Annotated in this window: 25 protein-coding genes; all 25 read left to right on the top strand. The window is 46.3% G+C overall.

What is annotated here, in order from left to right:
- The first annotated feature begins 13 nt into the window (after nucleotides 1–13).
- The 25 genes from ACY2VW_RS03425 to ACY2VW_RS03305 all read left to right on the top strand — a co-directional run bounded on the left by ACY2VW_RS03425 (nucleotide 14) and on the right by ACY2VW_RS03305 (nucleotide 25,330).
- The gene (locus ACY2VW_RS03425) at nucleotides 14–1,546 is read left to right on the top strand and encodes an ATP-binding protein (protein ID WP_461877021.1); all 1,533 of its coding nucleotides are present in this window, start codon (nucleotides 14–16) and stop codon (nucleotides 1,544–1,546) included.
- Between the two features lie 58 nt (nucleotides 1,547–1,604).
- Nucleotides 1,605–2,435 carry a deoxyribonuclease IV gene (locus ACY2VW_RS03420; RefSeq protein WP_461877019.1) on the top strand — a complete coding sequence of 277 codons (831 nt, stop codon included), beginning with the start codon at nucleotides 1,605–1,607 and terminating at the stop codon, nucleotides 2,433–2,435.
- A gap of 151 nt (nucleotides 2,436–2,586) precedes the next feature.
- On the top strand, nucleotides 2,587–3,888 hold the full coding sequence (rlmD, locus tag ACY2VW_RS03415) for a 23S rRNA (uracil(1939)-C(5))-methyltransferase RlmD (RefSeq protein ID WP_461877045.1): 1,302 nt from the start codon (nucleotides 2,587–2,589) through the stop codon (nucleotides 3,886–3,888).
- 177 nt (nucleotides 3,889–4,065) lie between these two features.
- Entirely contained in the window at nucleotides 4,066–4,800 is a 735-nt protein-coding gene (locus tag ACY2VW_RS03410; RefSeq protein ID WP_055226668.1) for a hypothetical protein, read from the top strand.
- A 140-nt stretch (nucleotides 4,801–4,940) separates the two neighbouring features.
- On the top strand, nucleotides 4,941–5,420 hold the full coding sequence (locus tag ACY2VW_RS03405) for a helix-turn-helix domain-containing protein (RefSeq protein ID WP_055226670.1): 480 nt from the start codon (nucleotides 4,941–4,943) through the stop codon (nucleotides 5,418–5,420).
- Nucleotide 5,421: 1 nt separating this feature from the next.
- Complete coding sequence (locus ACY2VW_RS03400) at nucleotides 5,422–5,733, top strand: hypothetical protein (RefSeq protein WP_461877017.1); 312 nt, start codon at nucleotides 5,422–5,424, stop codon at nucleotides 5,731–5,733.
- Entirely contained in the window at nucleotides 5,726–5,908 is a 183-nt protein-coding gene (locus ACY2VW_RS03395) for a Sec23/Sec24 zinc finger-containing protein (RefSeq protein WP_461877015.1), read from the top strand. Before ACY2VW_RS03400 ends, ACY2VW_RS03395 begins: the two co-directional genes overlap by 8 nt.
- Nucleotides 5,909–5,925: 17 nt before the next feature.
- Entirely contained in the window at nucleotides 5,926–6,057 is a 132-nt protein-coding gene (locus ACY2VW_RS03390; RefSeq protein WP_256359661.1) for a hypothetical protein, read from the top strand.
- A gap of 72 nt (nucleotides 6,058–6,129) precedes the next feature.
- On the top strand, nucleotides 6,130–6,636 hold the full coding sequence (locus ACY2VW_RS03385) for a hypothetical protein (RefSeq protein WP_461877013.1): 507 nt from the start codon (nucleotides 6,130–6,132) through the stop codon (nucleotides 6,634–6,636).
- A gap of 64 nt (nucleotides 6,637–6,700) precedes the next feature.
- The gene (locus ACY2VW_RS03380) at nucleotides 6,701–7,447 is read left to right on the top strand and encodes a TnsA endonuclease N-terminal domain-containing protein (RefSeq protein WP_461877012.1); all 747 of its coding nucleotides are present in this window, start codon (nucleotides 6,701–6,703) and stop codon (nucleotides 7,445–7,447) included.
- Between the two features lie 52 nt (nucleotides 7,448–7,499).
- Nucleotides 7,500–9,293 (top strand): DUF262 domain-containing protein, encoded by a 1,794-nt coding sequence (locus ACY2VW_RS03375; RefSeq protein ID WP_461877010.1) that lies wholly within the window; start codon nucleotides 7,500–7,502, stop codon nucleotides 9,291–9,293.
- Between the two features lie 26 nt (nucleotides 9,294–9,319).
- Nucleotides 9,320–10,363 (top strand): virulence RhuM family protein, encoded by a 1,044-nt coding sequence (locus tag ACY2VW_RS03370; RefSeq protein WP_195530799.1) that lies wholly within the window; start codon nucleotides 9,320–9,322, stop codon nucleotides 10,361–10,363.
- A gap of 502 nt (nucleotides 10,364–10,865) precedes the next feature.
- Complete coding sequence (locus ACY2VW_RS03365; RefSeq protein ID WP_461877009.1) at nucleotides 10,866–11,801, top strand: carbohydrate kinase family protein; 936 nt, start codon at nucleotides 10,866–10,868, stop codon at nucleotides 11,799–11,801.
- 12 nt (nucleotides 11,802–11,813) lie between these two features.
- Nucleotides 11,814–12,938 (top strand): non-canonical purine NTP pyrophosphatase, encoded by a 1,125-nt coding sequence (locus ACY2VW_RS03360; RefSeq protein ID WP_461877007.1) that lies wholly within the window; start codon nucleotides 11,814–11,816, stop codon nucleotides 12,936–12,938.
- Between the two features lie 23 nt (nucleotides 12,939–12,961).
- Nucleotides 12,962–13,120: a hypothetical protein gene (locus tag ACY2VW_RS03355; RefSeq protein ID WP_238033417.1), complete on the top strand. Its 159-nt coding sequence runs from the start codon at nucleotides 12,962–12,964 to the stop codon at nucleotides 13,118–13,120.
- A gap of 108 nt (nucleotides 13,121–13,228) precedes the next feature.
- Nucleotides 13,229–13,546, top strand: a complete 318-nt coding sequence (locus ACY2VW_RS03350; protein ID WP_461877005.1) for a PadR family transcriptional regulator — start codon at nucleotides 13,229–13,231, stop codon at nucleotides 13,544–13,546.
- Entirely contained in the window at nucleotides 13,543–14,160 is a 618-nt protein-coding gene (locus ACY2VW_RS03345) for a DUF1700 domain-containing protein (RefSeq protein WP_461877004.1), read from the top strand. The genes ACY2VW_RS03350 and ACY2VW_RS03345 overlap by 4 nt, the downstream gene beginning before the upstream one ends.
- A complete protein-coding gene (locus ACY2VW_RS03340; protein WP_461877003.1) occupies nucleotides 14,157–15,086 on the top strand; it encodes a DUF4097 family beta strand repeat-containing protein in 930 nt (309 codons plus the stop codon). The genes ACY2VW_RS03345 and ACY2VW_RS03340 overlap by 4 nt, the downstream gene beginning before the upstream one ends.
- 330 nt (nucleotides 15,087–15,416) lie before the next feature.
- Nucleotides 15,417–16,394 carry a LacI family DNA-binding transcriptional regulator gene (locus tag ACY2VW_RS03335; protein ID WP_461877001.1) on the top strand — a complete coding sequence of 326 codons (978 nt, stop codon included), beginning with the start codon at nucleotides 15,417–15,419 and terminating at the stop codon, nucleotides 16,392–16,394.
- A 481-nt stretch (nucleotides 16,395–16,875) separates the two neighbouring features.
- Entirely contained in the window at nucleotides 16,876–17,817 is a 942-nt protein-coding gene (locus ACY2VW_RS03330) for an ABC transporter permease (protein WP_055226695.1), read from the top strand.
- A 19-nt stretch (nucleotides 17,818–17,836) separates the two neighbouring features.
- Nucleotides 17,837–18,748, top strand: coding sequence for an ABC transporter permease subunit (locus ACY2VW_RS03325; protein ID WP_177268064.1), 912 nt, complete (start codon nucleotides 17,837–17,839; stop codon nucleotides 18,746–18,748).
- Between the two features lie 138 nt (nucleotides 18,749–18,886).
- On the top strand, nucleotides 18,887–20,698 hold the full coding sequence (locus tag ACY2VW_RS03320; protein WP_461877000.1) for an extracellular solute-binding protein: 1,812 nt from the start codon (nucleotides 18,887–18,889) through the stop codon (nucleotides 20,696–20,698).
- Between the two features lie 214 nt (nucleotides 20,699–20,912).
- Nucleotides 20,913–22,310 carry a GH32 C-terminal domain-containing protein gene (locus ACY2VW_RS03315; protein ID WP_461876998.1) on the top strand — a complete coding sequence of 466 codons (1,398 nt, stop codon included), beginning with the start codon at nucleotides 20,913–20,915 and terminating at the stop codon, nucleotides 22,308–22,310.
- A 122-nt stretch (nucleotides 22,311–22,432) separates the two neighbouring features.
- Nucleotides 22,433–23,800: a glycoside hydrolase family 32 protein gene (locus ACY2VW_RS03310; RefSeq protein WP_461874860.1), complete on the top strand. Its 1,368-nt coding sequence runs from the start codon at nucleotides 22,433–22,435 to the stop codon at nucleotides 23,798–23,800.
- Between the two features lie 27 nt (nucleotides 23,801–23,827).
- Complete coding sequence (locus ACY2VW_RS03305; protein WP_461874858.1) at nucleotides 23,828–25,330, top strand: serine hydrolase domain-containing protein; 1,503 nt, start codon at nucleotides 23,828–23,830, stop codon at nucleotides 25,328–25,330.
- The last annotated feature ends 113 nt before the right edge of the window (nucleotides 25,331–25,443 follow it).

The raw sequence follows: 25,443 nt of genomic DNA, 5'->3' as shown, positions 1-25,443 counted from the left end.
GGAGGCGTAGAAGATGAAAATAGAAAAACTGGAAATCCGCAATTTTGGAAAAATGCAGAACCGCACACTGGAATTTTCCGATGGGATTCAGCTCATCAGCGGGGAAAATGAGAGCGGAAAATCGACCGTCCATACCTTCATCCGCAGCATGCTGTTCGGCATGACACGCGGCCGGGGGCGGGCGGCAAAAAATGATGTCTACAGTCGTTATGAGCCATGGGAAAATCCGGCATACTATGCGGGAGAGATGGTGTTTGAAAGCGGCGGCAAACGGTTCCGCCTGACACGGAATTTCGGGCGGCAGAACGCCGATACAAAGCTGGTGTGCCTGACGGACGGCGAGGTACTCTCCGTGGAGGACGGCGATCTTTCCATGCTGCTCGGCGGTGTCAGCGAAATTGTGTATGATAATACGGCTTCCATCGGGCAGTTAAAAGGCAGAACCGAGGAAGGGCTTGCAGACGAGCTGCGGAACTATATGGCAAATTACCAGGGGAGCAGCGATGGAGAGCTCGATGTGGCGGCGGCGCTGGATCTGCTGAAGCAGAAGAGAAAGCGCCTGGAGCAGGAACAGAAAAAGACGCTGGCGGGACTGGAAAAACGGAAGGAAGAACTTGAGACGAAAATTTCCATTTTTACGGAGGAGTGCCGTCAGAGCGAGGAGAATCTGCAGCAGGCGAAAGAGCAGATGAAGCGGGATATTTATCAGAAGGATGTGCCGATCGAACGGGTGCGGAAGATGAAAAAAGAATCTCGGAAGAGCCGCAAATGGGGTGCCGCGTGCGTGGCGCTGGCTGGATTTCTCTTGTTCTTATGCATTCTGCAGTTCTTCCATATTGATTCGCTGCTGACGAGAACGGGACTCGGGCTTGCGATTGCGGCGCTCTTGTATCTGGCGTACAGTTTGTTCCGCCACCGGAAAACGGAGGTCGAGCAGGTCGTGACGGAGCCGGAGGAGCAGGCGATCCGCCGCCAGCAGTGGAATGTGGACCGCCTGAAGCAGGAGCTTGGGCAGAAACAGACGGTGCTGTCGAATCTGCAGAGTGAATACGAGGAACTCTGCATTTCCATGACGGAAAAAGATCACCTGCAGGAGGAACTCGACGCGCTTTCCATGGCGGGGGAGACGATTCAGCGTCTCTCCGTGCAGATGCAGAGCCGGATTGGTGACCGCTTAAAACAGCAGATGTCAAAAACGCTGTCATCGCTGACGAACGGCCGCTATCTGCAGGTGAATATGGATGAGAATCTGCGGATCGGGCTCCACACCGCGGACGAGTACGTGCCGCTTGAGCAGGTCAGCCGCGGCACGATCGAGCAGGCGTACTTTGCACTCCGCATGGCGGCGATGGATGTGCTCTGCGGGGAAGAGGAGCTGCCGGTGATCCTCGATGAATCGTTTGCGTTTTATGATGAAAACCGGCTGAAAGAAACTTTGAAATGGCTGGCGGAAAGCCGGACGCAGGTGCTGCTCTTTACGTGTCAGAAGCGGGAGGAGGAAGCACTCTCGGAGATGGGAATTTCGTACCGGAAAATTGTGCTATAGATGCTGCGGCCCGCAGGAAATCTGTGAACTGCGGGCCGGGAAATAAAAGGAGAATAATATGCTGACAATAGGATGTCATTTATCATCGTCCAAAGGATACCTTGCCATGGGAAAAGAGGCGGTGTCCATCGGGGCGAATACCTTTCAGTTTTTTACAAGAAACCCGAGAGGAAGCAAAGCGAAAGCCATCGACGAGGCGGATGTCGCAGCGTTTCTTTCCTACAGTAAGGAGCATGGAATCGAACAGATTCTGGCGCATGCGCCGTACACGCTGAATCCGTGCTCGAAGGATGCGCACACGAGAGAGTTTGCATGGATGACGATGGCGGATGATCTGAAGCGGATGGAATACACGCCGGGAAACTGCTACAATTTCCACCCGGGCAGCCACACCGGACAGGGTGCGGAAGAGGGAATCTGTCTGATTTCGGAGATGCTGAACGAAATTTTAAAACCGGAGCAGACGACCACTGTGCTGCTCGAGACGATGGCAGGAAAAGGAACCGAGGTCGGAAGATCGTTTGAGGAGCTGGCGGCGATTCTGGATCGCGTGGAATTAAAAGACCACATGGGCGTCTGCCTGGATACGTGCCATGTGTACGATGCAGGATACGATATTGTGGATCACCTCGATGATGTGCTCGAGGAGTTCGACCGCGTGGTGGGACTTTCGAGGCTGAAAGCAATTCATCTGAACGACAGCAAGAATCCGTTTGAGAGCCATAAGGACCGCCATGAGAAGATCGGCGAGGGATCGCTGGGGCTTGCGGCATTTGAGCGGATCGTGACGCATCCGGCGCTTGCGGGACTGCCGTTCTATCTGGAAACACCGAATGAGCTGGATGGATATGCGAAAGAGATCGCGCTGCTGCGCGGGTTTGCGAAATAGAGGAAGAAGGTAAGAGAAAGTGGAAAACCAAAGAGAGAAGAACAGAAAAGCATTTTCTGGCGACAGAAGTGAGAGAGTGACCGGAAAGAAAAAGGAAGATTTTCGGGAGAACAGAAAGAAAACCGGTGATGGGAAAGTTGAAAAATTCCATATGAACCAGGAGAAAAACAAAACCGGAAAACGGGGAACGTTTGGACAGGACAAAGGAAAGAAAAACGGGAACAATGCGGAGCCGGTGAAGAAATTCAGAAAAGAAGAGAAAGCAGCACCGGCAAAGGCAGAGCAGAAAAAGGGCGCATCCTCGTCGAAATCGAAATGTCCATACCAGAAAAAATGCGGCGGATGCACGTATCTGAAACTTTCCTATGAGGAGCAGCTTGCGAAAAAAGAGCAGTTCATTAAGAAAACACTGAAAGGCATTGTCCCGGTCAAAGGCATGGTCGGCATGGAAAATCCCTACCATTATCGGAATAAAGTCAACTCCGCCTTTGCACGCAAAAAAGACGGAACGATCGTATCCGGAATCTACGAAAAAGGAACGCACAAAGTAGTCCCGGTCGAAGAGTGTCTGCTTGAGGATCAGCGCGCCGATGCCATCATCCGCGATATCCGCAGTCTGCTGAAGAGCTTCAAAATCATGATCTACAACGAAGACAGCGGCTACGGCCTCCTGCGCCACGTCATGGTGCGCACCGGTTTTGCCTCCGGAGAAATCATGGTCGTCCTCGTCTGCGTATCGCCGGTCTTCCCGTCGAAGAACAAGTTCGTGAAAGCCCTGCGCAAGCTCCACCCGGAGATCACGACCATCGTACTGAACGTCAACGACCGCACCGACAGCATGGTGCTCGGAAAACGCGACATCGTCCTCTTCGGACGCGGCTACATCGAAGATGAACTCTGCGGCTGCACCTTCCGCATCTCCCCGCAGTCCTTCTACCAGGTCAACCCGGTTCAGACAAAGAACCTGTACGAAAAAGCCATCTCCCTGGCCGGCCTTACCGGAAACGAGCGCGTCATGGACGCCTACTGCGGAATCGGAACCATCGGCCTGATCGCATCCCGTGACGCCAGAGAAGTCATCAGCGTAGAACTGAACCCGGACGCTGTCCGCGATGCCGTAACAAACGCCAAACGAAACCAAATCAAAAACGTCTCCTTCTACCAGAACGACGCCGGCGCCTTCATGGTCTCCATGGCCGAAAAAGGCGAAAAAGCCGACGTCGTCTTCATGGACCCGCCAAGAGCCGGCAGTGATGAAGCCTTTCTGTCCTCTGTCGTAACCCTTTCACCGAAAAAAGTGGTCTACGTCTCCTGCAATCCGGAGACATTGGCGAGAGACCTGTGGTATCTGACGAAACACGGATATAAGGCAGAAGAGGCATGGGGGTATGATATGTTCGCGTGGTCGGAGCATGTGGAGACGGTAGTCTTGATGTCAAAGAAAGAGAAATAAATAGCGAAAAGTAGCGTATTTACGGGCTTTTTTTGAGATTAGGCAATAGCTCATGAAAGTCCGTATTTCTTATATTGAAACATATCTACTGAAAAAACGGTCAAAGGGTTTAGGCTGTGGATTAGATGTTATGAAAAAGCGTTAAGCATGAATCAGTAAATACAAGGAGGAATTAATATGGATTGGGCTATATTGATATTTGAAATTTTATTGACAGTTGCAGTGTTTTTAATTGGTTTGTTTGTCAAAAATTATCTTCCTTCATACATGGATGAAAAAGGTAAGAATTTAGCAACTAAAGAAGACATAGAAGAAATTACAAGAAAGACCGAGGAAGTCCAGCAAGAGTTCCGTGAAGGATTTGAACTTTTTTCAAATGATGTAAAGTTCAAATATGATTTCTTTTATAAACAGTACTCTGAGTTATACTGCAAATTGTATGCGATTATTATTCAGTCTGAGTATGTTAGGCATTTTATAGAACTGACAGATAAAAGAAATATACCTTTTGAAGAGGCTCCTTTTTTAGAAATTACGCCAACACACAAGGAAACTACTACTTTCAATATAAGCAAAGCAAATGGTTCATCTGTTACAAGAAAAACAGAAGAGATTGAAACACCGATATCGCAGTTTAACAAGAAAGAGTTGTGTGATTACATAATAAGCAATGGCAGTTTGGCTTCACAAAAACTGTTAAAGCTTGCGGTTGCATATAGATTTGCCGCAGACCATTATTCGGGAAATGGTTCAGGTGGAAGTATTGATGTTAAAGATATTGCTGATGAAGAAGAATTCAGAATGATAAAAGATATAGTCGTTGCAATTGTGCAGGACTATAATCTGTTAAGAAAAGAATTGAAATTGGATTATAATGAAAACGAAATAAAGACTGGTATTCCAGAATTATAAATTAAAACCCTCTCAACCATCATGGGTGGGAGGGTTTCGTGCGTGTATGATGTTAATATAAACTTCACAATTTAATACTACATTTATTCTTGTAATACTACATTTGTTGTGATACATTATTACTACAAGGAGGGAGCTTGATGGATACTTATAGTGTTAAGGAAATAGCAGATATGCTAAATACAAATCCAGAAACCGTAAGAAGATGGATTCGTTCAGGTAAGCTAGAAGCAATTCAAGAATCGAGAAAAGGCGGAAATGTAGTAACAAAATCAATGCTTGATGCTTTTCTTAAAACCTCTCCAAAGTACGCCGGTATTGCTACAGGGTTATTGGCTTCGCCAGTCGGCTTAACAACAGCTACAGCTGCGATTGTTGGAGGCATTCTTGCTCAACAGCTTATAAAGAATGATGAGATAAAAAATGCTCACGTTAATACTTCAGAAATACGTAAGTTGTTGTTAGGCAATATCCAATCTTCCAAAGAAATTATTGCTAGAAAGAAAAAGAGTATCAAGCATCTTCAGGAAGAGATTGACGAAGAACAACAGCGTATTAATGAAGCAGAAAGACTTATAAAAGAGCTCGATGAAAAGACTAAAAGTCAAGAGGAGGAATAGTATGGCTCAGAATTGGGATTATGCAGAATTATCAAAAGATGCAAAAGTAGCAGGAGGCCCAGAAAAGTATGTTGAAATGCTGGAGCTTGCAAGCAAAGAGGCAGGTAAAATGGAGATGCTGCCTTGGCTTGGAGTAGCGGCAGTTGGTGCTTCATTATTGACTGCGGCAACTATTAAAGTTGTTGACTATTTCAAATCGAGAAAGAAGAACAACGAAACCGAAATAGAAAAAGCAAAAGCAGAAATCATAAATGGTATTAAAGAATATGATGCTGCACATCCAGATGAAGAAGGAGGTAGCGAAGATGAGTGAAAGATTTCCGGGATTTGATTGGTACTGTGACCGTTGTAATGCCTATTTGAATGACCAACTGGGATTTGATGACCATCATTATGTGTGGAAGTGTACCGAATGTGGTCATAAGAATAGTATTTCCACTGATGATATTTATGAATCAGAAGAAGACTTTAGAAACTATAACAAATAATTTAAGGGAGCGAAAAGATGACTAGAGAAGAATTAAAAGAACAGATTGATGAGCTTATGCGACAGTATGCTGATGAAGAAATTGATGGAGCTACATACGCACAAAAGATGATGGAGTTAACTTCATCTGCTCAGAACGATAACGATTAAACTTGATTATTCGATAATGTGCTGAGGTGGTCAAACTATGCCTTATAATTACAAGGCATGGAGTTTCCTGTTGTGTTTGTAGATTCATTAGGGAATGTTCCGAGAAAAAGCTATAAGGATATCCTAAATAAAATTGAAGGAAGATATTACCATAGAGAGACATTTGAACCATACGACGAAATGAAACTCTTTGATTTCTGGAGATTGTATTATACAGCCTTTTCCAGAGCACAGGATTTATTGGTGCTAACCTGTAACGAAGATAAGAAAACACCAAGTAAGTATATTAAAGAAGTTTATGGCGAGCTTCAAAGTGTGGAGGCACTTGATCTTTCTGAGTTTACTTTTCATACAGTAAAGAGCGTGAATTTGAAAAATACTTTTTCGTTCACATCACATATTGCTGTTTATGAGACCTGTGCCCTTCAGTACAAATTTTATAAAGAATTGGAATTTATGCCTATTCGTCAGGGAGCTATGTTATTCGGTACCCTGGTTCATGAAACGATTGAAGACGTACATCGTGCAGCACTTAGACATGAGACCGAAAAAATAACCAAGGATAATATTACTAGTTGAGCTTTCAACCAAAGAAACAGTAATTGATGATATCAAAGATCAGATGAGATATAGCAGGTTTTCATTGATTGGCGAAATTTCACGCTATATGAACTTGTCGTGTGTTTTAATTAGTCGAATTCTTTCTGAGGCTATTGATGAATTTGACAACTTAGTTAAAGCAGTAAATAAGCATAACGAAGTATTGGATGATGTAATTATACCCAAAATCTTCAACACACTTTATGAGGTTAAATCTGAGCAGAAGAATGAGGATGTGGATGTAATATTACTAAAAGAGCCAAAAGATTCAGGATATTATGAGTTCTCTGCCGATGAGAATTTGGTGATAGAAAAAGATCATAATAGTTTTAGTCCTGAGGAAATCAAGAAAAGCTTTCATGCCGACACATATTGCTTTGATTCAAAGCCGGAGAAGGAATGCTTCTTACAGTATATTTCAAGTAAAAAGGTCAAAGAAATATACTTTACTGGTATGTTTACGGCCAATCAGGGAGATTTATTTGTTCAGTATTATGATCCAGAATCAAAACGTATTAGGCAGTATTATCCGGATTTCTTGGCTAAGATGAATGATGGTTCATATCAGCTTATTGAGGTCAAGGGTGACAATATGATCGATGATGAAGTCGTAAAGGCAAAGGCAGAGGCCGCAGAGGAGATGTCTGTCGCAAGCGGTATGAAATATGTTATGTATGCGGGCAGTGTACTCATGAAGCAAAATGTATTAGAGCATCCGCCTGTGACATATTCCGATGAGCCGTCACCTTTGCTTATGGTAGCTGAAGACCCCGTGCCTTACGGCAAGTAATGATCTTAGAAGGTTGCTACTGGATATAGATATAAAAGAGGAGGGCGTAAACATGCCAACAACGATAGAAGTAAATAAACAAAGCGTGGAAGCGCTCCTGGGTAGCGGAAAATCAAAACCGTTTGTTATTCCTGAGTACCAGCGACCATATGCTTGGACAGATGAACAGGTAGAAACACTCTTTGAGGATTTATGGGATTTTACTGCTACAAGTGGCGGTACAGAAAGAGAGAGTTCCTATTTCCTCGGAAGTGTGGTTTCCTACGAAAATGAAGATGGTGAGCAGGAAATAATCGATGGACAGCAACGTATTACGTCTTTGTTTCTGCTGCTGTGTGCGATTTATACGAAGCTTGTTGCTACGCCTGCATCAGAGAGAACGGCAGAGGCCAATAACTTTATTGGAAAGATTGAGCCTACCATCTGGAGAACCAATAAACTTACCGGAATGGTGGATTTCAAAAATATCCTTTTGACATCACGAGTTGTGAATAACGAAGGAAATGAAATTTTGCGATCAATCTTGGAAACCGGAAAAGCGGATGAGGATGCGAAAGACAACTATTCGAAAAACTATCGCCATTTTCAAGAGCTGTTTGATAAGCATTCCACTGAGAATCCATTGATGGTATATCAGTTTATTTATGCGCTCCTGAACCAGGCTATTCTGCTGCCTATCACAGCAGATACCCAGGATACTGCGTTGACTATTTTCTCAACGTTGAATGATAGAGGTCTTCCTCTGTCGGACGCAGATATTTTTAAGGCAAAGATTTACAACCAACTTGCGCCGGATGATAAGAAGGCATTTATCGACCGCTGGAAAGATTTAGATGAGCAGTCTACTGATGCGAATGAAAGTATTCAACAGCTGTTCTACTATAATATGTTTTATTATCGCGCACTGGATAAGGATACGAAGACGACTACTCCTGGCGTCAGGAAGTATTATGCGGCTAATAAGTTTGAGCGCTTGTATAAGCCTGAATTGTTGGACACTCTTTTTGTTATCCTGAATCTGTGGAAGGTTGTAAACAAAGGAGAGGAACTTGAAGATGAAGCCTGGTCCAAGAATATTAAAATAAGGCAGACACTGGATATTCTGACTTCATATCCGAACGAGTACTGGAAATACCCGGTTGTTATTTACTATGTTTGCTATAGGAATGAAGAAAATTTTGAAACACGATTTGCTCGGTTCTTGAATAAGCTGCTCATGGAGCTGATGACAAAATACTTGATGATACCGACAATCAATGCTGTAAAGCCGGATATCCTGAAGCTGAATTCTGCAATTGTAGCATCGGATATACCTACGTTTGAGTTTAAGACTGTCGATATGACACAGCTGGAGCCGTATATCCAGAATCCGAATCGTAATGCAGTGCGTATGCTTCTGAAGACGCTTGCGTATGAACATCAGGATGATCTGCTTCCGGCTAAGTGGGAGATAGAACATATCTTTCCGCAGAAGTGGCAGACGAATTATTTCCCGGATGAGCCAGACGCAACCATCAAAGAGAGAATTGAGCATATAGGAAACAAACTCCCATTTGAAAAGAAGCTGAACATTGTCGCTGGTAATGGATATTTTGGCAAGAAGAAAAAAGAGTACACCTCTTCCAAGATTGTAATTACCAAGGCAATGGGAACCTCTGATGTAATGGATTGGAATCTGGAATCCATCACGAAACGCGATATTCGCGTATCTGATGAGGTGATCGAAATTATGAAGAGATGGGATAACGAATATTTGGACGTTCCGGCTAGTGAGGGTAAGGCAGAAGAACCTTCTGAGGAAGAATTGGCTCAGATTGAGAAATTTAAGAAGAATGGCTGGATCTAGTGATAAGAAAAAGGGAGGCATTTCATTTGGCAAAGAAAAAAGATGAGATAACCATCCGCTCAAGCGCAGCGGAATACCTGACCTATGTTGCCTCTGTAGGTGATCAGCAGGACAGCATAGAAATGCGCTATGAGGATGAAAATATATGGCTGACACAGAAGATGATGGCCACATTGTATGATGTTGGTTTACCGACGATAAATGAACATATTAAAAAAATATACGCAGATAGTGAATTGGAAGAGGCTGCAACTATTCGGAATTTCCGAATAGTTCAAACCGAAGGTTCTCGTCAGGTCACACGCGATACCAAGCACTATAGCCTTCAAATGATCATTGCCGTAGGCTTTAAGGTCAATTCTGAGCGAGCGGTACAGTTCCGTAAATGGGTAAACCAGATCGCTAAAGACTACACCATCAAAGGCTGGGTGATGGATGATGAAAGGCTGAAGCGAGGAACGTATCTGACTGAAAAGTATTTTGATGAACAGTTAGAGCGTATTCGTGAGATCCGTGCGAGCGAAAGAAAGTTCTATCAGAAGATCACCGATCTGTATGCTACAGCCATTGATTATGATAAGAATTCTGCAACGACGAGAAGATTCTATGCGACCGTTCAGAATAAAATGCATTACGCAGTTCATGGACATACAGCAGCTGAGCTGATCGTGGAAAGAGCCGACCACACAAAGGAACATATGGGATTAACTACCTGGGCAGATGCTCCTGATGGAAAGATTAAGAAAAGCGATGTCACGATTGCGAAGAATTATCTGAGTCAGGATGAAATGAAGCAGCTGAATCGTATGGTTACGGCATACCTGGATTTTGCGGAAAACATGACATTACGGCATATTCCGCTTACGATGCAGGATTGGGAAAAAAGGCTCAATAGCTTCATTGAAATGTTTGATTACGGTATTTTACAGGATGCAGGCAAGGTGACAGCGGAAATTGCAAAGCTTCATGCTGAGACAGAATTTGAAAAATACCGCGTGATCCAGGACAGATTATTCATGTCCGACTTTGATAGGTATATGCTGGAGTTGGAAGAAAGCGCAAAGAAATAGGGACAATATTTCAGGTCGAGACGGTGAAATCCGGCAATTCAACCTTGTCGAGTGTATGGGCTCATCTGAGATAATCACCGGCATGTTATGAGGATATAAGTCGACCTTCACTGTCTCAACTGTCGAGACAGTGGCAGGGAGCAGCAGTGTAGACTTGCCTTGCATTATATAGGTAGGAAGGATCTTATGCTGACTTGTTCCCATAGACTTCAATGGTTAAGACCGTGATATGAATGTCAAATTTGCCACAGATTGCATCGGTTTGAAGCCATGAATGCGCGGTTTCAGAAGGTGTGGACATGTTTCCGTTTTGACAGGATATGTTTCCGCGAACGGGCACAATACCAGACATCAATCAGAAGGTATCGTGCCATGTGTAGACAGTCTGTTTACTAACGCGAAAGAAGGCTTAATACAACAGAAGAAAATAATTTCGTGAAACAGACGAAGAGGCTTGTCTGAAAAAAGAAGGAATGAAAAAACAGGAGAGGAAAAAAGAAACATGGCAGTAAATAAAAATGGAATCGTAGTATTAGGAGCAGTTTTTGTGGATATCAAAGGTTTTCCAGAGAACATCTACGTCCCGGACGGCAGAAACGCCGGCCATGTCGAATATATCCACGGCGGTGTGAGCCGAAACGTGGTGGAGGACATCGCAAATCTGGAGTTGCGCCCGACTTTCCTTGGAATTGCGGACAATACCGCACTCGGCGAGGATGTTGTGCGCAAACTGCAGCGCCATAAAGTCAACACCGAATACATGAAAGAAATCCCGAACGGTATGGGAACATGGCTTGCTGTCTTCGATCACAACGGTGATCTGGCGGGCTCCATTTCCCAGCGCCCGAACCTGATGCCGATTCTCAATATTCTGGAAGAAAACGGAGATGAAATTATCGAAAACTGCGATTCTGTTGTGGCGGAGATCGATATGGACAAAGAGATCATCAAAAAGCTGGTACAGCTCTGTGAAAAGTATGATAAAAAATTGTACGGCGTTGTCAGCAACATGAACATTGCGGTCGGCAGACGCGATCTTCTGCAGAAATTTGACTGCCTGATCTGCAACCAGCTCGAGGCAGGTGTTTTCTTCTCCGACGATTACAGTGAGAAAACACCGGCCGAGATGGAAAAGATTCTCGCCGAGCGCCTGAAAGCGGCGAATGTTCCGGCCATGGTCGTAACAATAGGCGGCGACGGAGCGGTTTATGCGGAAGCAGGCGGAGAGAGCGGCTTCTGCCCGGCGCAGAAAGTACAGGTAAAAGATACAACAGGAGCCGGTGATGCGTTCTGTGCAGGTGTTTCCGCCGGTCTGACCTATGGAAAAACGCTTGGCCAGGCAGTTGAAATCGGTACGCGTCTTGCTGCATCTGTCATCACATCGTCGGAAAATGTCTGCCCGCGCTTCCGCCCGGAAGAGTTCGGCATCGAGGCATAAAGGGGGGCAGAAATGAAGTTACTGTACGGAACCGGCAACCCGGCAAAACTCGACGCGATGCGTCACCGCCTTGCGGGTCTTGGGATTGAACTGATCGGCCTCAAAGATCTGAACGGTGCAGAACTGCCGGAGATTGTTGAAGATGGGAAAACACCGCTGGAAAATGCCAGAAAAAAAGCGGAAGCTTATTTTGACGCACTTCGCATGCCGGTATTCTCTTGCGATTCCGGTCTGTATTTCGATGGCGTATCCGAGGACGACCAGCCCGGTGTTCATGTGCGGACCGTGAACGGAAAGTATCTGTCCGATGAAGAAATGACCGCACATTACGCCGCCCTTGCGGAAAAGTACGGCGGCCTGATGGGACGCTACAAAAACGCAGTTTCGCTGATCCTGGATGCGGACCACCGCTATGACGCGATGGACCTGTCAATGGAGAGCGCTCCTTTCCGCATGGTCAGCACACCCCATCCGATGAGCAAAAAAGGCTTTCCGCTCGACCGTCTGTCGATCGATCTGCGGACCGGAAAATATTATTACGATCTGAATGAGAAAGAAGCCGCGCTCGATCAGCTTGCCGTGGAAGACGGTTTTCTGCAGTTTTTTGAGCGGGCAATGGAGGAATACCATAAAATGGAACGATATGAACTTCGAACCATCCGCCAGGATGAAATGGAACAGGGCGTTGCCATTGAGCTGGCGTGCTTTCCGCCGAATGAGGCGTGCTCCGAGAAGAGTATGCGCGAGCGGGTGCAGTACGCGCCGGAGCTGTTTCTGGCGGCAGTAGACAAAGAAAACGGAAAAATCGCCGGAACGCTGAACGGACTTGCAACAAACGAGACAAAATTCCGTGATGCCTTTTTCGATGAAATCAGTCTGTACGACCCAAAGGGTGAAAACGTTATACTGCTGGGCCTCAGTGTCCTGCCGGAATACCGCGGCCAGGGAATCGCCCGCGCGCTGATGGAAGAGTACAGCCGCCGGGAACAGAAAAACGGAAGAAAACAGCTCATTCTGACCTGCCTGCAGGATAAGGTGGAGATGTACAAAAAGATGAATTTCCGCGACGAGGGAATCTCCGCATCCACCTGGGGCGGCGAGGAATGGCATGATATGACGAGAAAATTAAACGATTAAGAATTTTACAGAGAAAATCTCTTGTGTTAAAGTTTGCTGTAAGCGTTATAATCGGTGAGATCGTGAACGTCTGCGCAGACGAGAGCGTTCTGACCGACGGAAAGATCGATCCGAAAAAACTGAAACCGATCGCCTTCGATCCGGTCAACAACACCTACCTCGCCATGGGTGATAATATGTAAAAATTTTATATATTCCCCTTGACAAACCACCTCCGCAGTCTTATGATATGTATAAAATTTATATATATAAATATTTTACATATCAGAAACTGACGGAGGTGGTTTTTTATGTATTTTCCGGTATCAGCACTGCTGATCGAATTTATGATCCTGTCGATTGTGAACCGGGAAGATTCCTATGGATATGAGATCAGCCAGACTATCAAGCTGGTTGCCGACATCAAAGAGTCGACCCTGTACCCGATCCTGAAAAAACTGGAAAAAGCAGGCTACGTGATAACGTATTCCGCAGAGTACCAGGGCAGAAAACGGAAGTATTATTCGATTACAGAAGAGGGAAAAACACAGATGGCGTACCTGCAGGGCGAATGGAAGTCCTACCGTGACACCATTGACGACATCATCGAGGGGAGGAAAAAAGGATGACAAGTGGGGAATACCTGAATCAATTGCAGAAGTATCTGAAAAAACTTCCGCAGAGTGATTATGAAGATGCAATGGAGTACTTCACCGAGTACTTCGCGGACGCCGGCCCGGAAAAGGAGCAGGCGGTAATAGAGGAGCTTGGAACACCGAAACAGGCGGCTGCTGAGCTGATGATGAATCTTCTGGACAGAAAGATAGACGAACGAGAGGCCATGGAGCAGGAGGAAAAACGGAAAGAGAAGAAAAAAACGACAGGCGCGAACGTTGTCTGGATCGCGATTCTCGCTCTGTTTGCAGCTCCGATCGGAGCGCCGATCCTGATCAGCATTCTCATCGTTCTGCTTTGTGCGGCCCTCTGCGTGGCACTGCTTGACATGAGCGTCTTTCTGATCGCAGTTGTCGGCGTGGTTGTTGGCGTCAAGATGCTGCTGCGCGGTATCCTGGCAGTTTCAGTTTCCTTCGGCGGTTTCTGTTTTATCACCGGAATGGGAATTTTACTGATTGGAATCAGCATTCTGTGCGCGGCGTTCGGCGTATACTTTGCAAAATGGATGGGACAGCTGTTTGTATGGTGCACACGTAAGGTAACAAAAAAAGGAGGCAGCAGATCATGAAAAATTGGACAAAAACAGCATTACTGACAGGATGCGCCTGCTGCATTGCCGGTGCGGCGCTGATGTTCTGCGGCTGGACGGGCGGCGGAAAAGCATATGCGGAAACGTATGACCTGAATGCCATGAGCGGTTCTGTGACAAAAGCAGACGGCATTTCTGTGCAGGGGAAGACAAAGATTGAAGATTTTGATGAACTGCAGACAGATCTTGCCATCGGCGACCTGCGTGTCCTTCCATCCGGCGACGATTCCTGCTATCTTTCCTGGCGGGTTCCGTCGAAAAAGGGAAAAACCGTCGTGGAGTACAGCGTGCGGGACGGTGTTCTGAAGATTGAAGAAACGAAAGCTGTATCAAACTACATTCACGTCGATATTGACTTTATGGGAGAAGTATTAAGCGGCGGAAAAGAGGACGAAACAGGTGTTGTCCTGTATCTGCCGGAAAAGAAAGTGCTGAAAAAAATGGACGTAACCATGGAATTCGGCGATGTGCAGATGAACGGAGTCCAGGCAGAAAGCGGAAGGATTCAAAGTGATGACGGCGATATCACACTTTCCGGATGCAGAATGCAGAATATTAAACTGGAAGCGGACTACGGTGATGTTGAACTGAAGAGCGGAACGTGGGAGAATGGATCGATCACGCTGGATGATGGTGATGTGAAAATCCAAAATACGAAGCTTTCTGGGGAAGTGCCGGTGGAAAACTCCTACGGTGATATTGACCTGGAACTGAGTAAAAAAGATCTGGAACAGCTGGAAATTACAGCAAAGACAGATTTTGGGGAGATCGATGTACCGGATACCATGGAGAATCTGCTGCAGAAAGAGGAGGATGAGCAGAGCTTTTCTTATGCACCGGATCAGGCTGCGGGCAGAATCAAACTGATGACAAAGGATGGTGATATCTCGCTGGAAAACGATTAAGCGTTTGTGACTGTTCAGGGCTATACGAAATTCCGAAAAAATCGCGAATCATGCTTGTTTGAATGAGTGCCTTTTTGAAATAAGACAAAAGTGATAAAAAAGCAGGAGGCTGTTTGGCTGGTTTCACTAAGAAAAAGAGAAACGACCCAAACAGCCTCCTGTTTTTTTGTGCTTAAATTCGCAGTATTTCACTTGATTTGTGGGTTGCGGTGCTTTAAAATGAAAGTAATAAGGCATTGTGGAACGGGCTCCACAGACCGGCAGCGGGGGAAGAAGCCGGAACAAGTCAGAGAAAACAGCCCAGTGTAAGAATAGGAGTTAGGAGAAACTATGGCAAGTATTAGAGATGTCGCGATCAAAGCGGGAGTAGGAATCGGAACGGTATCCCGTGCGCTCAATGGAAGCGGATACATTTCCGAAGAAACAAAACAGAAAATCATGCAGGCAGTGGAGGAACTGAACTATAAACCAAATGAGCTTGCCCAGAACCTGTTCCACAATAAGTCCGGTTTTGTCGGAATTGTTGTTACGAACCTTTCACACCCGTTCATGGCATCTCTGGTCAAGCATGTCGAGAACAATCTGTACACCAACGGCTACAAGTGCATGCTCTGCGAGGTGGGAGAGAATCAGAACCGCATCGAGGAATTTGTGGAAATGCTGCAGCGAAATGTCATGGATGGTATCATCTGCTGTGCGGACATTCCGCCGTCTATCAGTCTGGCAGAAATCCACCGTCCGATTGTCATGGTTGATCGCTACGTCGCCGAGGGGATCCCGTGTGTACATTCCGACCATAAGCGCGGCGGTGAGCTTGCGGCGCAGGCACTTTTGAGCGCCGGATGCAAGAACGTGATCTATTTTGCATCGAGTGCAACAGAGCGCGGTTACTCGATGGATCGTTACCGACGGTTTGCAGAAGTCTGCAAACAGCATAAATGTAAAGTTACAGCGATTGATGCCGGAAGCAAAATTCCGAATTTTCAGACCGGCTCGATGATCTGGAAAAAATATATCAGCCACTTTGATGGAATTGATGGACTTTTTACAGCCGATGTCACAGCGGCAGTGTGCATGAAGATGCTGCAGAAAAAAGGAATCAAGATTCCGAAAAAACTGAAAGTGGTCGGCTATGACGGCCTGGATTTTACCCGCTTTTTGACACCGGAACTGACGACGGTCCGTCAGAATGTGCCGGAAATCGCCAAGCGGAGCGTAGATACGGTCATCCGCATGATTGACGGAAAGAAGATTGAGGAAATGGAACAGATTGTAGATGTGACCTTCCGAAAAGGGGAAAGTACCTGAAAATAACGAAACAGGGAAGCACTGAATTTTGGATTATTTTCCGGGAATGCAATAAAACAGAAGAAGAACAGATATCAGAGACATTCGATCTGAAAAGAAAGGGTGTCTCTTTTTCATGCATAAAATTGTTACGGAAACAGTTGCAATTGTCGAAAAAATAGTGAAAAACGGAAAAGTGGAACATATGGAACAAAAACGCATGGAACAGAGAAAAATGTGGAACAGTGGAATGGGAGAAGAAAAGAAATAAGTGTGGAGTTTTTGAAAAAGTTAGGTGCATATTGCACAAAAACACGAAATAAAAATTGTGAAAATGTTGAAAACGACGAAAAAATATTGGAATTTCGTTGACATTGGGCGAACTGCGTACTATGATACAGATATGGAACAGGTTCCACAAGACAAAGTGCCGAAACGGAAACAATGCAAATGTGGAACAAAAAGCGGTTGGTAAAGCTTTTAGAGAAATAAGGAGGGAACTATGAAGAAAAAAACGTCATCGCCGAAAACGGCAGAAAGTGGAAAATTGAAAAAAGCGCTCTCGTGTTGGCAGCTGTACATCCTGCTGATTCCTGCACTGATCTGGCTGATCGTTTTTGCTTACTATCCAATGTACGGCCTGATCATCGCCTTTAAAGATTTTAAAGGCCGCATAGGAATCATGGGAAGTCCGTGGGCAGATCCGATCTTCAAGTATTTCGAGATGTTCTTCAGTACCAGTATTGCCATGACGGCAATCAAGAACACGATCATCATCAGTCTGGAGAGCCTGATCATCGGATTCCCGATTCCGGTTATCTTCGCACTCTTACTGAACCAGGTACAGAGAAGCGGACCGAGACGAATCATCCAGACCATCTCCTACGCACCGTACTTTATGTCAAACGTAGTTGTAGTCAGCCTGATTTCCGTACTGTTTTCCGCAAACGGTCTTGTAAACCACGCAGTTATGGGAGCCGGCGGAAAAGCAATCATGTTCACCAGCCTTCCGGAGTACTTCCGCAAACTCTTCATCGGAAGTAACATCTGGCAGACGATGGGATTCAACGCCATCATCTTCATCGCAGCACTGACCGCAATCAGCCCGGAGTATTACGAAGCAGCAACGATGGATGGTGCTTCCAGATTTCAGAAAATCCTTTACATTGATTTACCTCTGATTATGCCGACCATCATCCTGATGCTGATCCTTCAGGTAGGTAACATTATGAACGTGGGATATGAGAAAGCTTATCTGATGCAGAACGGTACCAATACAACCGTCAGTGAGATCATCTCGACATACGTATACAAAGTAGGTCTCCAGACCGCACAGTACAGTTTTGCGACAGCCGTTGGCTTATTTAACTCCGTTGTAAACTTCATTATTCTGGTTATCACAAACGCAGTTGCAAAGAAGACCAGCGATATCAGTATTTTCTAAGAGTCAGGGGGCTTGAAAAATGGCAAATAATAACACTGTGAAAAAGAAAAAAGTAAAAATGAGTACGGGAGACAAGGTCTTTACCGTGATCAATACCATCATCATGATCCTTGTCTGTATTGCAATTGTATATCCTCTGTATTACGTGCTTCTGGCATCTGTTACAGACCCGGTTGTTGTAAGTTCCGGTAAATTCCTTCTCTATCCGGAAGCGTGGTACACCAACGGATATGCAACCACACTGAAATATCAGCCGCTCTGGACCGGCTATGCAAATACCATCAAATATACCGTATTAGGAACGCTGATTTCCCTGGTCTGCACCATTCCGGCCGGCTATGCACTTTCCAGATACGATATGGTAGGAAGAAAACCGATCATGTTCCTGTTCACCTTCACGATGTTCTTCAGCGGCGGTATGATTCCGATGTACTTAACCGTACAGCAGCTGCACATCTACAACACAACATGGGCTATGGTTCTTCCGGTAGCAGTATCCGCTTACAACCTGATCGTATGCCGCTCCTTCTTTGAAAGCGGTATTCCGGTCGAGCTTCTCGAAGCAGCAAAAATCGACGGCTGCAGCGACTTTGGATTTTTCTTCAAAATTGCAATTCCGCTGTCGAAAACCATCATCGCAGTTATGTGTCTGTTCTATGCAACTGCAATGTGGAACCAGTTCTTCAACGCGCTGATGTTCCTGCAGGATGACAGCAAGATGCCTCTTCAGGTCGTTCTTCGAAACCTGGTACTGATGAACCAGTCCAACCAGATGGGAAGTAGTGCTTCTGAGATGGTAACAAAACAGAAACTGGCTGAGCAGTTAAAATACTGTGTTGTAGTTGTTTCCGCATTCCCGCTGCTGTGCGTATATCCTTTCCTGCAGAAATACTTCGCAAAAGGTGTTACGATCGGTGCAGTCAAGGGCTGATACAGAAAAGAAAAGTTATCGTTACAAAAGTTATCGTTACAGAGTTCATGGCTGCAGCAGACATGATTTTATAGTAGAAACACAAAAATACTAACGTATTTCACTGCCGAAAAGGCAGCAAAATAAAGGAGGAACAACATGAAGAAAAAAATCGTATCCGTATTACTGGCAAGCCTTATGGTAAGCAGCATGCTCGCAGGCTGTGGAAACAGCTCAGGCAGCTCAAGCAGCTCCGGTGCAGGAAGCACAGGAGGAGACACCACATCCGCATCCGGTACAGAAGCAGGTGACACAGGTCTCACAGCAGAAGAGCAGGAAGCAGTTGATGAGGGAATCATCCAGCTCGATGGTACCCTTCCGATCATCAAAGATCCGGCAAAATTCGAAGAGAAATACGGAAAAATTTCCGCTCTGATCGTAAACACTGCAGACAGAACCGTAGAAGTAGGCGACCTGGCTATGTGCCAGAAATGGTTCGAGGACACAGGAGTAGAGTTTGACTGGCAGCCGATCCCGCAGGAGAGCGCAACAGAGAAAATCAACCTGATGCTTTCTTCCGGACAGGATCTTCCGGATGTATTCTGGAACTTCGGCGATGGTAAATCCGGAAACACCGTAGTTCAGTACGCAGACCAGGATGTATTCCTTCCGACCGAAGGCCTGATCGAAGAGTACATGCCAAACCTGAAAGCATTCCTCGATGACAATGAGCAGTATCAGCTTGAGATCACCGCTCCGAACGGCCATAAATATGGATTCCCGTACGTAGAGGAAATGAAAGGTCTTGTATTAACACCTGGACCATTCGTGATCAACAAAACATGGCTGGATAAAGTAGGCAAAGAAGTGCCGACAACCGTAGACGAGTGGGTAGACTGCCTGAAAGCATTCCGCGACGGCGGCGATCTGAACGGCAACGGCGAAGCTGATGAAATCCCGATGGCAACCTGGTTCGGTGCAACCGATACCTTTGGTTCCTACAACCTGTTCTATCGTTTCACAGGTGCATTCGGATGCGCTGACTCCTACTGCGGAGGAAATGCATATGCGGACCACTTAAGACTGGTTGACGGAAAAGTTACGTTCACTGCAACAGACGAAGCATTCAAGAAAACAGCAGAATTCTTCAATATGCTGTATGAAGAAGGACTGATCTGGAACGGTTCCTTCGAGGCAGACTCCAGTATGGCATTCAACGCTTCCCTGATCAAAGAGAACGTTGCAAAAATCGGTTCCTTCGGTGTTTGGGGCGACCAGGAAATTACAAACCAGGAAGTACATGATCAGTACGTAGCAGTTCCGAGACTGCAGGGCGAAGACGGTATGACCGGTTTCGAGTGCAACTACTCTGAGCTGCAGGATTCTTCCGATACAGCAATCACAACGACCTGCAAATTCCCGCACGTTGTTGCAAGATTTGTAGATTACATGGTAGGCGATCCGGAAATCTCTGTTACATCTAACTGGGGTGCAATCGGATACAACTATGAGAAAGACGAAGATGGTATTCTTCGTACACCACTTGATGAAAACGGAAACTACAAACCTCTGAATCCGGAATATAAGAACTTTGGTGAGGCTCGTGTAAACTCCACAACCTGCCGTGGTTCTATGATCGTTCAGAACGAGTACTATGACACCGTTTGCGGATACACCTTCGATGCCGTAAAACTTCTCGAGATGCAGAAAGAAAACGGTAAAGATGACATCATGGAAGAGTATGACACCATTCCGCGTGTTCTGATGACCCAGGAAGAGATTCAGCGTCTGGCACAGATTCAGCCGACCATCTCCGATATTGTTGACCGTTACATCACCACATGGGTAACCGGCGGCGTTGATGATGCAAGCTGGGAGTCCTATAAGACAGAGCTTGAGGGCGCTGGTTTGAGCGAACTGGTTGAGATTTACCAGGGCGCAGTAGATCGAGCAGCTTCTGCAGCAAACTAAAAATCGGGCGAAAAGCGATTACGAAAAAACAGTAACGTAAACGATTTGCAATTAATGTTCTATAACTAAAGAAATTCCAAATGTGGCCATGTTGTATCCCATATAACATGGCCATATTTAAAAAGAAGATTATTTTGTTCTTATTTCTTTTTGTTGAAGTTCCAAATGGAAAAAGATAAAATAGGAAAAGAGAGAACAGGAAAAGAGGGATCCTATGAGTAAAAAGGGAAAAAGAGATTTTAGACCGAACATTCATTTTACACCGGAGAAAAACTGGAACAACGATCCGAACGGACTGATTTATATCGATGGTATCTGGCATCTGTATTATCAGCATAACCCAAATGACGTTGTATGGGGACCGATGCACTGGGGTCATGCAGTATCGAAAGACCTGATTCACTGGGAGCATCTGCCGGTCGCCCTGTACCCGGATGAGATTGGAACGATGTACTCCGGAAGTATGGCATACGATGAAAATAACACCAGCGGATTTGCAAAATACGGTGAGAAACCGATGGTGGCTGTCTACACGGCGCACAATATGGAAACAGGCCTGGAGCAGCAGTGTATTGCATACAGCCTGGATCAGGGAAAGCATTTTGAAAAATATTATGGCAATCCGGTCATCAAAAACCCGGGCACACCGGATTTCCGTGATCCGCGCGTCTTCTGGAATGATAAAAAGGACTGCTGGAGCCTTGTTCTGGCATCCGGCGACCACGCAGAGTTTTATGCATCCCAGGATCTGAAAAACTGGAAGAAAACGGGCGAGTTCGGTGTCGGTGTCAATAAAGTGCCGACCGTATGGGAATGCACCGATCTGATCCGTGCTAAAACAGGAAATGAATTTGACGGATTCAAATGGATTCTGATAGTCAGCATGATACATCCGGGAACTGAAGGCCGTGCCAATATCCAGTATTTCGTCGGTGATTTTGACGGAGATACCTTCCAGTGCACCGAGATCACAGACGAGCCGCTGTGGATTGATTTCGGATTCGACAACTATGCCGGCGTAACGTATGGAAACTACGACCGTCCGGTTTACCTTGGATGGGGCGTTAATCCGCTCTACGCAAACTTCGTTCCGACCGGTGAGTATTCCGGCCTGATGACACTGCCGAGAGAACTTTCTCTCTGCGAGACCGAGGAGGGCTACCGCCTGAAAACAAAACCGTTCGGTATCGACGAGTACCGTGCGGGCGCATTCCCGATCGGAAATCAGAAACCGTTGCTGACCGAGAGCTTTGGACTTCTCGTGCAGGGTAATTTCGGAAGAATTGCACTGAAAAACAGCAGAGGTGAGGAAGTAGTCATCGAAGTAACGGTGGACAGCATCACGGTGGACCGTTCTAAGAGCGGCGATCTTAGTTACTTTGATGATGTAGATCCGAAGCTCTTCAAAAAAGAGGATCTGCTGGTATCCACAACAAAACGTTACATGCGCGGAAATGTCAATATGGAGATTATTTTTGACGTTTCCTATCTGGAGATTTATGCAGATGGTGGTCTGGAGACCGCTTCCGTATGCGTTTACCCGGATGCGCCGTACCAGGTGGTTTCTACAGACGGCGATCTGGAAGTGAAGATGTATACCATCAAAAAATAAGGGATGCAAAAATTCGTAAACTAAAGTAAAATAAAGAAAACGGCTGGTGTCTGCAAAACCGGGATATAGGTGGTTTTGCAGACACTTGTACTATATTGGGATAATTTGGAGGGTTTGAACAAATGACAAAAACGAGAGACTACAGACCAAAAATTCACTTTTCACCGGAAACAGGCTGGATGAACGATCCAAACGGTATGGTTTATGTGGACGGCGTGTACCACTTCTTTTATCAGAAGTATCCATACGCAACCAACTGGGGCCCGATGCACTGGGGCCATGCGACATCCCGCGATCTGATTCACTGGGAGCATCAGCCGATTGCACTCTACCCGGATGAACTGGGATTTATCTTCTCAGGAAGTGCAGTATACGATATTCAGAATTCTTCCGAGTACGGCACCAATGAAAATCCGCCGATTATTGCCATTTACACGAGTCATCACAAGGACGGCCTGGAGCAGCAGAGCATTGCATACAGCAATGATAAAGGCCGGCATTTTGAGAAATCCTATCTGAATCCGGTCATCAAAAACCCGGGAATTTCCGATTTCCGTGATCCGAAAGCGTTCTGGAATCCGGTCAGAAGATGCTGGGGTCTTGTCCTTGCAGCACAGGACCGTGTTTTCTTCTATGCATCCCAGGATCTGAAAAACTGGGAGAAAACTGGTGAATTCGGACCGGAAGGAAACCATGTCAAAGGCGTATGGGAGTGCCCGGATCTGTTCCCGATCGAGTATGAAGGCAAAAACGTATGGGTTCTTATTGTCAGTATGACGAAAGCTTCTGAGAATGATCACTGCAAGATGCAGTATTTCCTGGGCGATTTCGACGGCGAGAAATTCCTCTGCACCTACCCGTCCGATGAGCCGAGATGGCTGGACGAAGGCTTTGATAACTATGCGGCCGTTACCTTCCAGAACGCAAAAGACGTTCTGATGATGGGCTGGGGCATGAACTGGCAGTATGCTGCACAGACACCGACAGAAGACTACTGCGGTCAGGCAACTCTGGCAAGAAAACTGTCACTGACGAAAGTGGACGGCGATCTGACCCTCGTGGCTGCCCCGGTCGGACTGGAAAAATTCCGCCACAGCAGCTATCCGATTGAGAACCACACTACGATTCGTACCGAGACCTTTGGATTAAAGATCTCCGGAAAGGGAGATGCAAAAATTTCCCTGAAAAACTCGGTGGGTCAGAAGCTGAAAATCTATGTAACCGATACCGAAATCACGGTTGACCGTACGATGGCAGGATACAAAGAATTCAGTGAGCATTTCATGACGGAGAAATATTCCATTAGTACGGCAGCGAGAAAGAAAGACGGCGCATGGAATCTGGAACTTGTGTTTGACGTTTCGATTCTGGAACTGTTCGCCGAGGACGGCGTAGATGCCATCTCGACCGTTGTTTATCCGGAGACACCGTACGACCGCGTAAGCTGGAAGGGTGATCTTTCCGTAGAATTTTACGAAATCGAGGCATAGGACCGACAGGAAAGGAGAAAACGCAGAATGGGATACTTTAAAGATGTGACACCAGAATCAGTTGGAATTGGTTCGAAAGGAATTTTGAATTTTCTCGACCGGATCGAGAAAAGCCAGATCGAGCTGCACAGTTTTATGGTGATCCGCCATGGAAAGTGCGCGGCAAAGGGCTGGTGGAAGCCGTATGATGAAAAATTCCGTCATCCGCTGTACTCGTTCAGCAAATCACTGACGGCAACGGCGATCGGATTTGCAGAGCAGGAGGGAATCTTGTCGCTCGATGAAAAAATCGTCGATATATTCCCGGATCTGCTGCCGGAAGATCCATCCGAAAATCTCAAAAAAATCACACTGCATCACCTGCTGATCATGGGATGCGGCCACGAGACAGAGATTACGGATAATTCCGAAAACTGGATTTCCACATTCCTTCATCACCCGGTGCTTCATGAGCCGGGAACGTTTTACAAATATAACACGGCCGGAACCAACATGCTGGCGGCCGTTCTGCGGAAAAAGACAGGACAGAACGTCACAGAGTTTCTGAAACCGCGCCTTTTGGAGCCGCTCGGCATCACCTCCCTGACCTGTGCACTGCTCGGTGACGGAACGGAGCTTGGCGGAGGCGGTATGAAGATGGTGACGGAGGATATGGCGAAATTCACCTATTTTCTGTCCAGACAGGGCGAGTGGGAAGGAAAACAGCTGCTTCGAAAAGACTGGTTTGAACGCGCCTGCCGCAAGCAGATTGAGACGGAGGGCGATTCGGAAGGCCACGTAAAAGACTGGGCGCAGGGCTACGGCTATCAGTGCTGGATGTGCCGTTATCCGGGTTCGTTCCGCGCAGACGGCGCCTACGGCCAGTTCGGTGTTGTATTCCCGGATCTCGACCTGATCGTGATTCTGACAACCGCGACAGAGCAGACCCAGGAGGAACTGAGTGCCCTGCAGGAAGAGCTGATCCCGTATGTGAAGAAAGAGGCAGGAGAGCTGCCGCCGTCCGCGCTTGCCGATGTGGTAAAAGAGCGTACCGCAGATCTGGCTCTGCAGCCGCGCAGAGGAACGAGAAATCCTTTCATGGAAGAAAAAGTAAGCAGTCATGTTTACGTGTCTGTTCCGGTGATGAATGACCGGCTGCCGGATTCCGCAGAAATTCTGATCGGCGGAAGCGGACTGTTCAACCTGGAGACAAGCCCGATCCAGGAGATGCGCTTTTCCTTTGGCGGCGACCGGATGTACTGGAAAGTAACCGAGGGCGGCAAAGAAAAAGAATTTGTCCTCTCGATGCGTCAGGATTTCGCCTACAGCGAAGCGGACGGCCATATTTACGCTGGATCCGCTGCATGGCGCACCCTCAACACACTTGAGATGGAACTCCGCCGGATGGACGGTTTAAGCGGCGGCCGCATGATCATAAGATTCCAGAAGGAAAATCTTCTGTTAGAGGCGGAGGATACGCTGATCAGCGTCGGCGGACTCGGCATTTCACCGCGCCAGGCACTGACTGTGTTTGGAATCAAAGAAAATTAAACATAGCGAAACAGACCAAAGCCGGCGGAATTTTCCGCCGGCTTTTTCGCGGGACGAAAGAGTATTCTGTAAAATTTTTAGAAAAAAATAAAAAACAATATGCAAAGTTGGAT

This window comes from Fusicatenibacter sp., assembly GCF_977045365.1.
Note: the sequence above shows the minus strand (reverse complement) of the source record. Positions and strands in the feature narration are given on the sequence as shown.

Excerpts from the sequence above, each read along its gene's own strand:
- ACY2VW_RS03425 (WP_461877021.1), top strand. The coding sequence starts at position 14 with ATGAAAATAGAAAAACTGGAAATCCGCAATTTTGGAAAAATGCAGAAC.
- ACY2VW_RS03420 (WP_461877019.1), top strand. The coding sequence starts at position 1,605 with ATGCTGACAATAGGATGTCATTTATCATCGTCCAAAGGATACCTTGCC.
- rlmD (WP_461877045.1), top strand. The coding sequence starts at position 2,587 with ATGAACCAGGAGAAAAACAAAACCGGAAAACGGGGAACGTTTGGACAG.
- ACY2VW_RS03410 (WP_055226668.1), top strand. The coding sequence starts at position 4,066 with ATGGATTGGGCTATATTGATATTTGAAATTTTATTGACAGTTGCAGTG.
- ACY2VW_RS03405 (WP_055226670.1), top strand. The coding sequence starts at position 4,941 with ATGGATACTTATAGTGTTAAGGAAATAGCAGATATGCTAAATACAAAT.
- ACY2VW_RS03400 (WP_461877017.1), top strand. The coding sequence starts at position 5,422 with ATGGCTCAGAATTGGGATTATGCAGAATTATCAAAAGATGCAAAAGTA.
- ACY2VW_RS03395 (WP_461877015.1), top strand. The coding sequence starts at position 5,726 with ATGAGTGAAAGATTTCCGGGATTTGATTGGTACTGTGACCGTTGTAAT.
- ACY2VW_RS03390 (WP_256359661.1), top strand. The coding sequence starts at position 5,926 with ATGACTAGAGAAGAATTAAAAGAACAGATTGATGAGCTTATGCGACAG.
- ACY2VW_RS03375 (WP_461877010.1), top strand. The coding sequence starts at position 7,500 with ATGCCAACAACGATAGAAGTAAATAAACAAAGCGTGGAAGCGCTCCTG.
- ACY2VW_RS03365 (WP_461877009.1), top strand. The coding sequence starts at position 10,866 with ATGGCAGTAAATAAAAATGGAATCGTAGTATTAGGAGCAGTTTTTGTG.
- ACY2VW_RS03360 (WP_461877007.1), top strand. The coding sequence starts at position 11,814 with ATGAAGTTACTGTACGGAACCGGCAACCCGGCAAAACTCGACGCGATG.
- ACY2VW_RS03350 (WP_461877005.1), top strand. The coding sequence starts at position 13,229 with ATGTATTTTCCGGTATCAGCACTGCTGATCGAATTTATGATCCTGTCG.
- ACY2VW_RS03345 (WP_461877004.1), top strand. The coding sequence starts at position 13,543 with ATGACAAGTGGGGAATACCTGAATCAATTGCAGAAGTATCTGAAAAAA.
- ACY2VW_RS03340 (WP_461877003.1), top strand. The coding sequence starts at position 14,157 with ATGAAAAATTGGACAAAAACAGCATTACTGACAGGATGCGCCTGCTGC.
- ACY2VW_RS03335 (WP_461877001.1), top strand. The coding sequence starts at position 15,417 with ATGGCAAGTATTAGAGATGTCGCGATCAAAGCGGGAGTAGGAATCGGA.
- ACY2VW_RS03330 (WP_055226695.1), top strand. The coding sequence starts at position 16,876 with ATGAAGAAAAAAACGTCATCGCCGAAAACGGCAGAAAGTGGAAAATTG.
- ACY2VW_RS03325 (WP_177268064.1), top strand. The coding sequence starts at position 17,837 with ATGGCAAATAATAACACTGTGAAAAAGAAAAAAGTAAAAATGAGTACG.
- ACY2VW_RS03320 (WP_461877000.1), top strand. The coding sequence starts at position 18,887 with ATGAAGAAAAAAATCGTATCCGTATTACTGGCAAGCCTTATGGTAAGC.
- ACY2VW_RS03315 (WP_461876998.1), top strand. The coding sequence starts at position 20,913 with ATGAGTAAAAAGGGAAAAAGAGATTTTAGACCGAACATTCATTTTACA.
- ACY2VW_RS03310 (WP_461874860.1), top strand. The coding sequence starts at position 22,433 with ATGACAAAAACGAGAGACTACAGACCAAAAATTCACTTTTCACCGGAA.
- ACY2VW_RS03305 (WP_461874858.1), top strand. The coding sequence starts at position 23,828 with ATGGGATACTTTAAAGATGTGACACCAGAATCAGTTGGAATTGGTTCG.